Origin of the sequence: Jeotgalicoccus marinus DSM 19772 (genome assembly GCF_000425825.1) — a bacterium.
GTDB classification, from domain to species: Bacteria; Bacillota; Bacilli; order Staphylococcales; family Salinicoccaceae; genus Jeotgalicoccus; species Jeotgalicoccus marinus.
Genome location: NZ_AUEE01000019.1, coordinates 1 through 15034 on the forward strand (window position 1 = coordinate 1; position 15034 = coordinate 15034).

The 15034-nt window shown below is 34.0% G+C and carries 16 protein-coding genes and 4 pseudogenes; 12 read left to right on the plus strand and 8 right to left on the minus strand.

Annotated elements, in window-relative coordinates:
- Nucleotides 1-204 (minus strand): YSIRK-type signal peptide-containing protein (locus H624_RS11960; RefSeq protein WP_035856985.1); only part of this gene is annotated, 204 nt, incomplete at its 3' end.
- 555 nt (nt 205-759) lie between these two features.
- Nucleotides 760-966, minus strand: a pseudogene (locus H624_RS12420) (IS3 family transposase); the annotation flags it as partial.
- Between the two features lie 293 nt (nt 967-1259).
- Between H624_RS12420 and H624_RS0108785 the strand changes: the two are divergent.
- The 10 genes and pseudogenes from H624_RS0108785 to H624_RS12440 form a co-directional block, all read left to right on the plus strand.
- Nucleotides 1260-1784, plus strand: coding sequence for a type 1 glutamine amidotransferase domain-containing protein (locus H624_RS0108785; protein WP_026867253.1), 525 nt, complete (start codon nt 1260-1262; stop codon nt 1782-1784).
- Nucleotides 1785-1966: 182 nt separating this feature from the next.
- A complete protein-coding gene (locus tag H624_RS0108790; protein ID WP_026867254.1) occupies nt 1967-3118 on the plus strand; it encodes a zinc-dependent alcohol dehydrogenase in 1152 nt (383 codons plus the stop codon).
- Nucleotides 3119-3177: 59 nt separating this feature from the next.
- Nucleotides 3178-3309, plus strand: a complete 132-nt coding sequence (locus H624_RS12955) for a hypothetical protein (protein WP_425402331.1) — start codon at nt 3178-3180, stop codon at nt 3307-3309.
- Between the two features lie 155 nt (nt 3310-3464).
- Nucleotides 3465-4277, plus strand: a pseudogene (locus H624_RS12425) (AAA family ATPase); the annotation flags it as partial.
- Between the two features lie 538 nt (nt 4278-4815).
- Nucleotides 4816-4980, plus strand: a complete 165-nt coding sequence (locus tag H624_RS12640) for a hypothetical protein (RefSeq protein ID WP_156889179.1) — start codon at nt 4816-4818, stop codon at nt 4978-4980.
- A gap of 117 nt (nt 4981-5097) precedes the next feature.
- Nucleotides 5098-5241: pseudogene (locus tag H624_RS12965) on the plus strand (IS3 family transposase); the annotation flags it as partial.
- A gap of 63 nt (nt 5242-5304) precedes the next feature.
- Complete coding sequence (locus H624_RS12430; protein WP_245570584.1) at nt 5305-5583, plus strand: DDE-type integrase/transposase/recombinase; 279 nt, start codon at nt 5305-5307, stop codon at nt 5581-5583.
- A gap of 65 nt (nt 5584-5648) precedes the next feature.
- Nucleotides 5649-5807, plus strand: a complete 159-nt coding sequence (locus tag H624_RS12970; RefSeq protein WP_084145810.1) for an IS3 family transposase — start codon at nt 5649-5651, stop codon at nt 5805-5807.
- 64 nt (nt 5808-5871) lie between these two features.
- Entirely contained in the window at nt 5872-6297 is a 426-nt protein-coding gene (locus H624_RS0108815) for a pyridoxamine 5'-phosphate oxidase family protein (protein WP_026867256.1), read from the plus strand.
- A 111-nt stretch (nt 6298-6408) separates the two neighbouring features.
- Nucleotides 6409-7131: pseudogene (locus tag H624_RS12440) on the plus strand (nitric oxide synthase oxygenase); the annotation flags it as partial.
- Nucleotides 7132-7489: 358 nt separating this feature from the next.
- On the opposite strand, the gene H624_RS0108825 reads toward H624_RS12440, so the two are convergent.
- The 4 genes from H624_RS0108825 to H624_RS0108840 form a co-directional block, all read right to left on the minus strand.
- The gene (locus H624_RS0108825) at nt 7490-8155 is read right to left on the minus strand and encodes an ABC transporter ATP-binding protein (RefSeq protein WP_026867257.1); all 666 of its coding nucleotides are present in this window, start codon (nt 8153-8155) and stop codon (nt 7490-7492) included.
- Between the two features lie 14 nt (nt 8156-8169).
- Complete coding sequence (locus H624_RS0108830) at nt 8170-9219, minus strand: ABC transporter permease (protein ID WP_026867258.1); 1050 nt, start codon at nt 9217-9219, stop codon at nt 8170-8172.
- Between the two features lie 86 nt (nt 9220-9305).
- Nucleotides 9306-9677: a DUF1722 domain-containing protein gene (locus H624_RS0108835; protein WP_026867259.1), complete on the minus strand. Its 372-nt coding sequence runs from the start codon at nt 9675-9677 to the stop codon at nt 9306-9308.
- Nucleotides 9674-10162, minus strand: coding sequence for a pyrimidine dimer DNA glycosylase/endonuclease V (locus H624_RS0108840; RefSeq protein ID WP_026867260.1), 489 nt, complete (start codon nt 10160-10162; stop codon nt 9674-9676). Before H624_RS0108840 ends, H624_RS0108835 begins: the two co-directional genes overlap by 4 nt.
- A 223-nt stretch (nt 10163-10385) precedes the next feature.
- Between H624_RS0108840 and H624_RS0108845 the strand changes: the two genes are divergently transcribed.
- On the plus strand, nt 10386-10640 hold the full coding sequence (locus tag H624_RS0108845) for a hypothetical protein (protein WP_211220895.1): 255 nt from the start codon (nt 10386-10388) through the stop codon (nt 10638-10640).
- Nucleotides 10641-10835: 195 nt separating this feature from the next.
- Here H624_RS0108845 and H624_RS0108850 read toward each other — a convergent pair whose 3' ends face one another.
- Nucleotides 10836-12839, minus strand: coding sequence for a CocE/NonD family hydrolase (locus H624_RS0108850; protein WP_026867262.1), 2004 nt, complete (start codon nt 12837-12839; stop codon nt 10836-10838).
- Complete coding sequence (locus H624_RS0108855) at nt 12840-14357, minus strand: BCCT family transporter (protein ID WP_026867263.1); 1518 nt, start codon at nt 14355-14357, stop codon at nt 12840-12842. It abuts the gene before it with no gap.
- 342 nt (nt 14358-14699) lie between these two features.
- On the opposite strand from H624_RS0108855, the gene H624_RS12725 reads away from it, so the two are divergent.
- Complete coding sequence (locus H624_RS12725; protein ID WP_205710581.1) at nt 14700-14963, plus strand: hypothetical protein; 264 nt, start codon at nt 14700-14702, stop codon at nt 14961-14963.
- Nucleotides 14964-15034: the final 71 nt, after the last annotated feature.

Here is a 15034-nt window from a genome sequence, read left to right on the forward strand (position 1 = left end):
AACTTCTCCGGTTTCTTCAACTTCTGGTGCTTGTGATGGTTCTCCAGAAATTTCATCTGCAGAAACATTCTTGTCTAACCCAATAAAACTAAGTGTTCCTATCAACACACAAGCCACGCCTACAGAATATTTTCTAATCGAGAACTTCTGCAGTGTATTATTAAGAAAATCTATTTTTCTCTTTTTTGTCTTTTTCAAGTTCATACTATTTTCTCCTTCGGTAGCTTAAATTATAATATTGTATTATTTACATTTATAATTATATATCATTTGAAGTTTTACATATCTTCATTTTGTTGATATTTTCAACATAATTATGAAATTGATTTGTATAGGTTGTGAGTTTTACAGTCAGAAAAAAGTTCTTAACCAGTATTAAATTTGTCTCAATAATAATCATCTATATGCGTTTATCTAAATAGGAATAAGATGGTCAGTTTTTCAATTTTACTTTTTTTATGTTATTTATTACAAAAAATGAAAATATTATTTTGGGATACAATACAGATGAGACTATCTCAATTCTATCCGATAAATTTTTAGAATTATAAAATGTAAAAGCATTACCACAGAAGAATGTCGCAGTTAAATTATTATAACGACTGCTTTCAGGAAGAGTGAAGTCTCTAATCTGTATAAGTGCAACACAATCAAAAAATTCTCTGAAATGCTAGATAATGCCACCAATTCTGTTAAATGAATTGTTTTCTTCATATTGGTATGTCAACAGTATTCTAGACAGTTTTTATAGAGTGCTTCCTTATACTCCTTCGGTGTCATATAACCGAATGCACCATGTGGTCTAATGTTGTTGTACCAATTCACATAGTTAAATAGTTCAATTTTCAACTGTTGTAGAAATATAAAATGATACTGTCTAATGAATTCAGTTTTCAGGGACTTAAATGTCGTTTCAGCAACCACATTTTCATAGGGAAAGCCCTTCATGCTCAGTGATTGATTAATGAAGGTAATTTAAAAGTAAAAGATGTCATCACTGATGAAATTGAGCTAAATGATATTGTAGAATCAGGGTTTGAATAACTTGTAAATGATAGATCACAATCCAAAATTCTTGTTAAATTATAATATAGGTTATAACAACTAATGAGTTTGCTACTCCACTTTTATCAATATATAATAGATCAACTGACTACTACGTGTTTAGCAATCTCTCAATCCTGAAATAAGGTTGTTTGGAGCTTTATATTTTTTAATGATTATGGAGTGGGTATATATTATTAGTAACTTTAGGAGGAATTTATTTATGGCAAAAAAAAATTGCTATTGTACTAGATAATTATTTTGAAGACGTTGAATACACAAGTCCAGTTGAGGCTTTAAAAAACGAAGGACATGACATTACTGTAATAGGAAAAGAAACAGGTACAGTAAAAGGTAAGTCTGAAGATACTGAAGTAACAGTAGATAGAGCGATTAGCGGTGTAAAACCTGAAGATTTTGACGCATTACTTATCCCAGGGGGATTCTCACCAGATATGTTACGTGGAGATGAAGAAGGTCGTTTTGGGGAATTTACAAAACATTTCGTTCAAAATGAAAAGCCTGTATTTGCGATTTGTCATGGACCACAGCTATTAATCGATACAGACTTATTAAAAGGTAAAAAATTAACAAGTTTCTTATCAGTTCGTAAAGATTTGGAAAACGCTGGAGCAACAGTAGTAGATGAATCAGTTGTAGTTTCTGATAATATCGTCACTTCACGTACACCTGATGATTTAGAAGACTTTAACCGTGAATCTGTAACTTTATTAAAATAATCATTTTTTAAAGAGGAGACTATCAGTCTTCTCTTTAGTTTTATATAAAATAGTCATCATTAACACGAATGAAGATATTCGTAGTAAGATGATTGATTTTATAAAGATTTATGTTTATAAGTCAAGTTAAGAGGAATATTTTAGTATGCTTGTAAATAATATTTAGAATGGAGTGTTATTTTATGAAAGCAGTCACTTATCAAGGACATAAGAACATGAAGATGGAAAATGTTGAAGATGCTAAGATTATTGAAACAACTGATGCAATTATAAAGATAACAGCATCTGGGATTTGTGGTTCAGACTTACATTTATATCATCAAGGTGATTTATTCATGGAACCTGGTTTTGTAATTGGACATGAACCGATGGGTATTGTTGAAGAGATAGGAAAAGATGTAAAAAAACTAAAGAAAGGAGATCGTGTGGTAATACCTTTTAATATTGGGTGTGGAGAATGTTTCTACTGCAATAACGACATGGAATCTCAGTGTGACAATTCTAATGAAACACCAGCGAACTGGAAATTAGATAATGGTGGACTATTCGGTTTTGGTAATCTTCATGGTAATCACTGGGGAGGACAGGCAGAATACTTAAGAGTACCTCATGCTGACTTTTCTTCATTTAAGGTTCCTGATAACAATCTAAAAGATGAGCAAGTTTTATTCTTATCAGACGTTGTACCTACTGCTTACTGGAGTGTAGAACACTCAGGCGTTAAACCTGGTGATACAGTTATTGTATTAGGTTGTGGCCCTATCGGTTTAATGGCGCAGAAGTTTGCGAAACTAAAAGGTGCAGAGAGAGTAATTGCGATTGACAATGTACAGCATCGTCTTAATCACGCAAAAAAGTACAATGGTGCTGAAGTGTATAACTTTGATGAAGAACAGGAAATAGGTAAACTTCTTAAAGAAAAAACACGAGGTGGCGCAGATGTTGTTATTGATTGTGTAGGGATGGATGGACAGCAATCGAGTCCAGAACAGGAGCTATCTGAGCATTCTCAACAACGTGGAACAATAAGTCCAATACTTACTGCTACTGAATCAGTAAGAAAGTTTGGGACAATACAGCTTACCGGTATATATGGATCACCTGCTGATAATTTCCCTATAGATTTAATATTTAACCGTGATATTACAGTAACAAGTGGACAGGCTCCTGTTATTCATCTAATGCCTAAACTTTACGAGATGATTAAAGATGAAGTATTTGATCCTACAGAAATTATTACACATACTTTCCCACTTGAAAAAGCAGACGAAGCTTACAAAGTATTTGATCAGAAGAAGGATAACAACATTAAAGTTGTATTTAAACCAGAATAGACTATAAAAACTTTTGTTCACGACTATTAAATTATTGGGTATTATTATAGGTGATATGTATGACTAACGGATATTTCAATGATGATTTTGATTCAATTTTCAGAAGAATATTCCAATATATGCAAGAATCTGTCAATAGTGGTACTAAAAAATATTATATCAATGGGAAAGAAGTTTCTCCGGACAATTAGCACAATTACGAAAACAGTAAGGTGGAAATTCTGCCGAGCAAAACGCGCGTGCATTTCAACAATCTAATTCTCAAAGACAAAATGATGAAGGTAATTATTTAGATCAAATTGGCCGTAATTTAACACAAGAAGCACGCGATGATTTATTAGACCCAATAATTGGTCGTGATAAAGAAATCCAAGAAACTGCTGAAGTCTTAAGTAGACGTACTAAAAACAATCCTATTTTAGTAGGTGAAGCTGGTGTAGGTAAAACAGAACTTGCAAAGCAGTTAGCAATTGATTTATTCGGTAATAAAGATGCATTAATTCGCTTAGATATGAGTGAATATAGTGATCAAACTGCTGTATCTAAAATGATTGGAACAACTGCTGGTTATGTAGGTTATGATAATAATTCAAACACATTAACAGAGAAAGTTAGACGTAACCCATACTCAGTTATCTTATTTGATGAAATTGAAAAGGCGAATCCACAAATCTTAACTTTATTATTACAAGTTATGGATGATGGTAATTTAACAGATGGTCAAGGTAATGTCATTAACTTTAAAAACAGAATTATTATTTGTATTTCTAATGCTGGCTTTGGTGAAGGAAATGAAGAGTTTGATGATATTATGGATGAAATGAAAAAATTCTTCCGCCCTGAATTCCTTAACCGTTTCAATAGTATCGTTAAATTCGAGCATTTAGGTAAAGATGCATTACAAGACATCGTGAACTTATTATTAGAAGATGTTCAAAAAACATTAGATAAAAAAGGAATCACAATGGATGTTACACAAGGTGTCAAAGATTGGTTAATTGATAAAGGCTACGACGAACAAATGGGTGCACGTCCGTTACGTCGTGTTGTTGAACAAGAAGTACGCGACAAAATCACAGATTACTACTTAGATCATACAGACGTAAAACATGTAGATATCGTACTTGAAAATGATGAAGTAATAATTAAAGGTAAGTAAACTGGTCCACTTAATAAAGGAATTTATATTAAAAAAGAGTCTGGAACATAAATCTAGAACAGCAATAAGATAATTTTAAATACGAAATTATCTTATTGCTGTTTTTATAATACCTCACTTTCCAAAGGTAATGGCTCAGCCTTAATCATCGACTGCCACTACTAACTATCAGAAGTCTTGTCATAAAAAATCGCCTACTTTCTTTGATTTAACAATAACCTCCCCCATAGGAGTTGTCCAATCAAGTGTGGACAATTCATTTAATAAAAGCGTTAGGCTGTGAGTAGATGACACCTGTATTGTGCTGGGGTCATCTTATTTACTCCCCATTGATATCGCTGATTATTATACTTTGCTTATAAAAAGGTCGCTATTTTTCCAAAGCGACCACATCATTTATGGAGTTTATCATGGAATTCTTCAAAAATTATTAAAATAGAGTATTGGATTTATTTCTTGATGCTCACTTTTTGCAGATGATAAAAACATTACGCCAAGCAATTTTTATAGTGATAGTAGATAATATCAACCATCCTAATTGGATAAGTGGGTCAAGCATCATCAGGCGCCAGGTTCTTTCAGTCATTTAGATAACTTTACAGATGAAGAAAGAGAAATGAGACAACTCAGAAAAGAAAACGAACAACTTAAGATGGGAAATGACATTCTAAAGCAAGAAGTGCTGATCATGGGACGAAAATAGATGTCATTCTTGAGAATGCCAATAAATATTCAGTATCAGCAATGTGTAAAGTCCTACAAATCCCAAGAAGTACCTAATATTATGAATTGAATAAATAGAATGTTGATGATTCAGAGGATGTCATCAGCCATAAAGGCGTGGAGGATATTTAATACGAATCGTCAGTGTTTTGGAACACGTAGAATTAAACATGAGTTAGATAAACTTGGATTCCAAGTCTCTCGAAGACGCATCGGTCGAATTATGAAAGCAGAAAGATTGGTATCGTTATATACTTCATTGAAATATAGATCGTATCCCTCACAATCCAATGAACGGAATATCATGAATAGACTCAGTAGAAATTTTATTAGACAGGCATCGATGGAGGTACTCGTCAGTGATTTAACTTATGTAAAAGTGTCTGGCAAGTGGCATTATATATGTGTATTTGTTGACCTGTTTAATCGTGAAATTATTGGACATGATGCCGGTCCAAATAAAGATAGCCATCTTGTGTCAGCAGCACTGAGTACCATTAAGCATGATTTAAGACAGGTTCAAATGTTCCATACAGACCGTGGCAAAGAGTTTGATAATGTGCTTAATACATTTGGTATTTAAAGATTACAGAGCATGAAAGGCTGTCCCTATGACAATGCGATTGTTAAGGCACAAAAACTGAATTCATTAGACAGTATCATTTTATATCTCTACAACAGCTGAAAAGTGAACTGTTTGACTATGTGAATTGTTACAACAATATTAGACCACATGGTGCACTTGGTTACATGATACCAAAGGAGTATAAGAAAGAAGTCTATAAAAACTGTCTGGAATACTCGTGACATACCACATATTATGTTTACACAGAGATGGTTATGTGAATAAACAGTATAGGAGGTTTTTCATATGAATAATAAAGTTATTGAAAATAAAGCGATAAAAATTTTAGATTCTTCTAATCTAGGTGTTTTGTCTACCGCGCACAACAACATACCTAACAGTAGGTATATGATTTTTTATAATGATGGATTAACTCTGTATTCTAAAACTGACATTGATTCTAATAAAATAGAAGAGTTTAAGAATAATCCTAGAGCTCATGTTCTAATTGGATATAGTGATACCAATGACCATAGTTTTCTTGAAATAGATGGAGAAGTGTCAATTTCCGAAGATCCAAAGATTATTGATTGGATTTGGAACAATCAAGACAAAAGTTTCTTTAATTCGAAGCAAGATGATAACCTTTGTATTATACAAGTGAAACCTAAGATTATTAAAGTTATGAATAGTAATGACCTTGATTCACCAGAAACAATAGTTTTTGATTAGGTCCACCGTCTGTAAAAGCGTTAATTTTTTGTGTTATATTATAAAACATTAATTCCATTATTAGTAAAAATGCGGTGAATACGTTATTATTCATTTTTTTCTAATGAAATAAAATTATATAATGAACAGCTTATTAGATACGCAGGATATGGTGACATTGGCGATCCAATATCTAAAGAAATTACTGATTTAGCATGTAAAATCGGGTGGGAAAAAGAGAGAAAAGAATTTGATGTTTTACCACTAATATATAGCGCCCATCATCAACCTATAACTTATTATGAATACCCTCAAGGCATCATAAAAGAAGTTAATATTAAACACCACCATTATCCAAATTTAGAAAAACTAAAGCTTAAATGGTACACTGTTCCGATAATCTCTAATATGGATTTAGAAATTGGTGGGATAAAATACCATACTGCCCCCTTCAATGGATGGTATATAGAGACCGAGATTGGGGTCAGAAACTTTACTGACGAATACCGATATAACAAGCTTAAAGAAATTGCGAAAGCTTTTAACCTCGATACTTCTAAAACTTCAACATATTGGAGAGACCGCGCTTTAGTCGAATTCAATTATGCTGTATATCACTCTTTTAAAGATGCCGGTGTTTCGATAGTTGACCATATCACTGCATCAAAGCAATTTAAACAATTTGAAAAGAAAGAAGAAATCGCAGGAAGAGAAGTCACAGGTAAGTGGAGCTGGCTGGCCCCTCCACTATCTCCATCACTTACTCATAATTATCATAAAGGATTTAACAATACTGTTAATTCACCAAGTCTAATGTATAAAAATGTGGATAAAAAGTGCCCATTTTATCAATAATCATTCTTGTTATTTTTACAATGATTAACTCCCATAGATACGATAAGCCGTATCTATAGGAGCGGTAAGGTGAGAGATTATTGCTCTCTCACAACGTTATAATTGAATATATATAATTTGTCTAATTACTTGAAAAAATCTCGATATGTTTTAAATATAATACTGCTGGGTATATTTTATTCAAGTCAAACTATAGGATATTCACAATGAAAATTCTTGATATATCAGCACTGTATTTCTTGAGATTTTTTTGGCTTAATTAGTTCAAATAACAGAAGATATTAGTAATGTGTAAAAGATGACAAAGTCAATATGTAATTGATTTTGTCATCTATTTTATTAATCTATAATTAAAATTTTATAGAGTACTTTCTAACACACCATCGACCATTTTATATACAGCATCACAATACTCTGTTAATCTTTCATCATGAGTAACAATGATACATGTCTTCTCCCTACTGATTGTTTCTTCTTTTAATATTTCCATTACTTTCATCGCATTTTCTGTATCTAGTGATGCCGTAGGTTCATCTGCAAGAATAATACTAGGGTTAGTGTATAGCGCTTTAGCAATCGCAACACGCTGTTTTTGACCCCCAGATATTTCACTAGGTAACTGATTTTTCACTTCTGTTAGTGATAGATTATTAAGCAATTTTTCTAACTCATCATCTGTCATGATATCTTTATTATACTTCTTTAGTAATTTAAACTGTTGCTGAACAGAAAGAAATGGCACCAAATTACTAGCTTGAAGGATAAAGCCAATCTCATCCATTCTGAGCTTAGCTAAGCTTTTAGAATTCATACCTGTGATTTTCTGACCATTAACAATTACCTCACCTTCAGTTGGTGTTTGTAAGGCACCAGCCATGGTTAAGAAAGTACTTTTACCTGAGCCTGATGGTCCAATCAGTGCAATACAAGCTCCCTTGTCAAATTCAACCGAAGTTTTCTTAACTGCTTCTATACTTTGATTACCGTCCTTGAACACCTTTTTCACATCTATAAATTTAAGCATACTATTCGCCTCTCTTAACCGATCGCTTTTAATGGATCTACTTTTCTAACGCTGATAACTGAAAATAAACTTCCCAACATAGCAACAACAATCAAGACCATCATATAAATAATCATTGTTAAATAATCGAATTCTATAGGCACTGCTGGTGGAAGGAAGATACCAGTTAATAAGGTAAGCGCCAATCCAACAAGCGTACCAATCATAGTCACAATTAGTGTTTGACCTAATACTGAACGTGCTAAATAACCATTAGTAAATCCTTGGGCTTTCAAGACACCAAATAGACTTGTCTTTTGTAATGTAAGCACATATAAGAATATTCCAATCACTGACGACGATATGATAAATAAAAATATAATCATAAAGTTTAGCGTTAATTGTTGAGGTAAATATCCAGGTAGATTCTCTATATATTCATCTATCGCTAATACTTCCATATCATCACTTAATTCTACGTTTTTCCAATTACTGTCCCTAACAACAAGTGCATTTATTAAGTCCTCACTTAACATTGGATTTAACTTTTCTATGGTCTCATTATTGGAAAATAAAAGTGAGGAAGAACGATATTGTGCACTTTCTGTAAATCCTGTAATTTTCAGCGTCTCTTCACTATTTGATAATTCAAGTGTATCTCCAATAGAAAAACCCGATTCCTTTAAAGAATAGTCGCCAACAACTTCATTTTCATTGGTGAACATCTCTCCTTCCACTAAATCAGGCATTAGAAAGGAGCCTTCATCTAGGCCAAATACAATAGCATTATCTTCAACTGCACTATTAGAAATAATAACAGCAAGCTCTTTTAAATTTGCTTGTTCTTCAAATTTGTCTTTAATATCTTCTATTTTAATCATAGATTGTTGAACATTTTGATTTGCATCTGCATTTATAACAATCGCATCAGCCTCCCATTGTTCCACAGCTTCCTTATTTAAATTCATTAATCCATTTGCTAAACCCGAGAGCAATAGTAGCAAGTAACTTATCATTATTACAATGCCTATAATTAAACTAAACTTTAACTTATTTCTTATAATCTCATTCCATGCTAGATACATTAAAACACTCATTTCATTGTGATATTTAATTAGCTTTAATTATTTAAACTCCCTCGTATTGCCAGTATAACTTTATAGTTTTATTATCATATATTTAAAATTGTAGATTCTTGGAGATACTTCACATCATACTGATTAGAAAGTTTAATAATAAATCGCTTCAATTCTATATCTTTTATTTTATCATCTAAGAATAATGTTCTTATTTTTTTATACTCATACTTTTCTGTTAATGTGCATATTCTCTTGAAGTATCCCCACATATGATCAAATGTATTCACAATAGATCCTTTAGTAGGCTCCTCTTTCTTCGCTTCAAAAATCATTGATTCCAATAAATCCATAGAAGCTCCTTTATTCATTTCTTCTCTTATACGATTATAATATTTTTGTGAGTGCCACATAACATTGTACTTCTCTGACGCCCATTTTTTCTCAATTACATGTCGACCTTTCATTTTAATATCCCTCCTTTATCTAAGTTTATATTACAACGTGGTGGCACCTTATCATTAGTCCACTTTAAAAAAAGTAAAGACTCATAATGAGTGTAGGCCATTACTCCGTATACTTTTGTATCTTGATAAACATAAAAAGCAGGTAAACTTCTTTCAGAAAAGAGATGTTTGTTACTGTAGATGATTCTTTCTAAGTCTATAAGTTTTTCTTTAAAATTTGTAGAACGTATGCCTCCTCTTCTTTTATGTTCTTGATCATAAGACTTTAAAAGCTCAAACGCATCCAATAAATAAGGATGACCATTATTGTAAATAAATTTGACGATTGGATGTGATAAATATCGAGTATTAGCACTAATAATATTCATTTCAGCGAGACAAACTCTAATAATTTGATAAAGTTCTAACACTTGTTTTGATAAACGTCTGTTATCCAGGAAACGTGCACTGATATCATGATTTTGATGTACTCTAAAAATTTGCATTATTTTCACCTTCTTAATTGTAATGAGCATTTTACTTTCTTTGATTTAACAATAACCTCCCTCATAGAAGTTGTCTAATCAAGTGTAGACAATTCACCAACTAAAAATGTCACTTGTAAGTAACACTCAGTAATTAGCTCTTCGTCTGAGATTTATAGTAAATAAAGAATGAAAACTAGTAAGAATAATGAGCAAGAATATGGATATAAAGAATTTGAAATCAATGGTTAGACCTTTTAATAATAATCCTGAACACCCGTACTACCGTCCATTTGTGGTTAATAATATTGATGAAAAATATGTAGTTTTTTTAGTGGGTATTAACCCAGCTACTCCTATTTATAATAAAGAAAAGAACTTTGCGACGTCATTATATCCGTTGCTTACAAGCCTTGCCAACACTTTTGGTACTAAGAACTCTAGTATGCACTTTGAAGATGGGACACCAAATATGGAGAGATTTGATTTTATATCCTAATTATTCTGATATACGTAAATTATCATGCATTCCGCATAGAAAAACTTGTCTTATATTTTGATGACGAAAACGTATTATAAAGAATCAAAAAAGACTGCCTCACTTGCATACAGTAAGTGAGGCAGTCAGGTAAAATGTTTCGTTAACCTTATTTGACATAGAGTCTTAGATTATCAATGAATGGACAGATTTATATCACGTATAGTACCGAGGGACCGTCTTATTCCATGTTTTATAAAAGCATTGCTCATTATTACTATAACCCGTCATTTCATTGTACAGGTAATAGTTATCAGCATCACAACTCATGACACTTTTTGTTACGACGTTTGTATCGATATCGCTATCTTTCACTTGTACAGTCCAGTCACATTCTACTTTAGCGGATAGAGGGTCACCTTCTTTTATTGTATATACATTATGGTTAGTAGATCCATAAGTGATATTTGTTTCGGTCAAAGTTCGTAGCCCCTCATCAGAAAAGTCATCTAAAACCCACTCATCTGTTGTAAGTTTCTTGATGACATTCCGAGTCCTATAACCATCCCTGATAATTTCCTTTTCAAGGGGTGTTGCAGTTTCGGACTGCTCATATTTCAATCTTACCTCATTGAAATCATTGATAACAGGAAGTAATAGTTCTGAATGAGAGAAATCGACTGTTAGATTCACGATTTCCTTGTCTGGCCATATTTGAGGCCAATATGTTGGTGAAATTGATACTTCGATGCTATGCTCTGCTTCAATTTGATAGCCAATAACATCTAATGGAATTTCTACATCGATGTATTCACCAACAGTGAGATCCTCTGGGAATTCATGACTTTTATAATGGTTGAGATTGAGTTGACCTTTTGTTACGAGTGTCTTTTCACCTGTAGGGTGTACATCCGTCACTCTTACGTGAAGATTTGCTTTTTCCTTATCGGATTTTACTCTTATTTTTGCAATGGGCTGGCCAACGATATTTATTGCAGTATTCTGTTGTGGCAACATGAATGATGTAGCCAATGCATTGTCAATTAATTGATCATCTGGAAGATCACCTTCCTGACCAAATGGACAGAATACTCCAGAATAAAGACCATGTTGTTGACGATTCAATAATGGAACTTCACCGTTGATATTTTCCAAAATATCAATTTCACTTGTTTCTTCATTATATAAGTCTAGCCACTTACCTTCTCGGTAATCATAGGTGGTCTTAGGTTTTACACCATCCTGTACATATACGAGAAAGGCATCTTTATGTGCGTCTTGGTCCCCTTCATCAGTCATCCAGCGATCGAGCCATTCAATGACCTCTTGAAGATAACCCATTTGAGGTCCTGGTATGGCCATGTCTGGAAATTCATGTGCCCAAGGGCCAACGATTCCTCTTTTAGGGACATCAAGATTATCCATTAATCGAAATAGGGCATTTGTATATCCATCTGCCCAACCACTCATGGTTAGGACTGGTATTTTGATGGCACTGTAATCTTCATCTATTGAGCCGTGTTTCCAATAATCATCTCGTGTTTGATGTGACACCCATTCTTCGATGAACGGTGGTGTATTTTCCATACGATTGAGCCACATATCATACCATTTTTCTCCCACATACTTTGGAAATGGTGGTCTTGCGTTGTAAGCGAACATAGTTGATGCCCACCAAAGCATGTCAGAGGCCATCATTGTACCGCCTTTATAGTGTACATCATCTGCATAGCGATCATCCGTAGAACATAGAGTAATAATTGTTTTCAGTGCAGGTGGTTGCAATGCAGCAAGTTGAAGCCCATTGAAACCGCCCCAAGACTTACCAATCATCGCAACCGAGCCGTTGGACCATTCTTGGTTTTCAATCCAAGAGATTACGTCCAGTGCATCATCTTGCTCCTGTTTTGGATATTCATCTTCGATTATCCCTTCAGAATCTCCTGTACCTCTGATATCTACACGGATGGAAGTGTAACCCATGCCAGCAAAATATTTGTGACGGATTTCATCACGAAGGGCAGTGAATTCATCTTTCCGGTATGGAAGATATTCAAGTACAGCGCCTTTTGTCTTTCCAGATGTTTTAGGTTGCCATAGTTTGGCTGATAATTTTATACCGTCTGACATCTCTATCCAACAATGGTTAATAATTTCTACTTCGTACGGAAAGTCTGTTCTTTCTTGAATTTTAGTATAATCAACGTCGAATACACCCAATTATTTATCCTCCTCGTATATATGATCGTCGTTCTTCAACCATTTCATCAATGAAATGATAAGCAGTATATAGATGATGACGACTGGTACCGCAACGACAACGGCTGATGTCTGTACTACGTTCAATCCTCCAATTAACAGTAATGAAATGGACAACAAGGCCATGATGAGACCCCAAAGAATTGTATGCCATGTCGGAGGCTCAATACCTTCGTCTACTTTTATTGATGCAGTTGAAGCAAGTATATAAGACGCTGAATCAAGCGATGTTGCAAGGAAAATGAATCCTAGAATGACAAAAAATAATATCGCAATATAACTCATCGGTAATGTTTCAAGTACATTGATGATTGTTTCAGCATCCCCAAATTCTGCCATACTACCAAGGACATCGAGTTCTCCTGTCTGTTGAAGATTCATCGTATATCCTCCGAAAATTCCGAAATATAGCCAACTACCGATAGAACCCCAACCAAGGATGTGGAGTATCATGCTCTTCAAAGTACGTCCTTTTGAAATACGAGCAATGAAAAGTCCCATAAATAGTGCAGTAGCAGCGAACCATGCCCAATAGAATACTGTCCAAGATTGTGGGAATCCACCGCCGCCAATCGGGTCAGTATAGAAACTCATTCTCAGAAAATTCTGCGCCATGATGCCAAAGCTGTCTGTAAAATAAGTTAATATGAAACTTGTTGGACCCACTATTATGACGAATATGGCTAATATAAGTGCAAGATATACGTTGATGTTACTGAGCTTGCGTATACCTTTATCGAGACCTAGGGAAGCACTTGTAATATAAATGACCGACCAGATTAGCATTATAATGATACTAAGTGCAATTGACTGTTCCACACCTAGAAGGTGGCCAATTCCAGCGGACACCATCGGTACACCTAGTCCCAGTGATGTACCAAGACCACCGACAAGACTCCATATGACAAGTATATCGATGATCTTTCCGATGATACCATCTGAATGTTTACCAAGCGCTCCTCTTACAGATTGACTGACTTTAAGTGACTTGTTCTTTTTATTAAAAAAGGAATACGCAATGACTATGGTCGGAAATGCGTAAATACACCATGCAGAGATCCCCCAATGGAACATTCCATACGCGACAGACCATTCTGCTGCAGTGTCACTGCCAGATTCAAAACCGAATGGTGGTCCTTGGAAGTAGTACATAGGTTCAATAATCGACCAGAACATGATACTGGTACCCATACCTGCACAGAATAGCATCGCTCCATAACTAAAATTTCCAAATCTAGGTTTTCCCTCTCCGAGTTTTACTCTTCCATACTTTCCAAAAGCTAGCCATAAAAGCAACACGAAAAGACCAAACGTCATAAACTGGAATATCCAATCCATTCTTGAGTTGATACCAGACAAAATATTGTCTAAAAGCGGTTCAGCAGATGATTGGAAAATGATTAAAAGTAATGTAAGTATTAACAGCACGACAATAGATGGCCAAAAAATTAAGTGATCTAATCTTGCTTTTTCTTTCATCAAATCCCTCCGTAAATTATCTATGTTAATTTTCAGAAATGATAATTTCATCATTTTCTAGCACGAGTATGTTATGTAAAAAACTTAACATAAACATTAATTTAAGGAAAGGTAATGTGATATTTAACTGCCTTTACGTTTTTCAATCCTTCAAGAGTCTAGATATTATATAGGAACATAAGGAAATCTGTGAAGGTATTATTGATAGGCTGATTGAAGGAGAAAACAAAGCTAGAGACCTAGAATTATAATATAAACCTCTCCTCTTACTCATTCATCAGTCAACCTTTGATAAGTCATGATGCGGCCTCTAAAGCAACGGTACTTGTTTTAGGTAAAACATTGGCAGCTAAAGGATTGGAGCGTGGTATTACGGTAAATATGTTGGCGTTTGGTGCTTTCACAGCATTGTCTGGAAGTATGGAAAACGAAGAAGGAAGCGTCAGGGAGAACGAATTGGAGCTGAACTGCTTTCACCTGCTGTTTTGTGGTTATCTCACAAAGATAATCAATATAATGGTAAAATTTTCGAAGTGGCAGCAGGAAGAGTCGCTGAGAACTTCTTTGGTTCTAACTAAGGCTACTGGGATAAAGATCTTACAGTAGAAAAATTATTTGAAAATGAAGAAGCTATTCTAAATCAAGATGGATATAAGAGTTTAGAAAATACTGTTGAT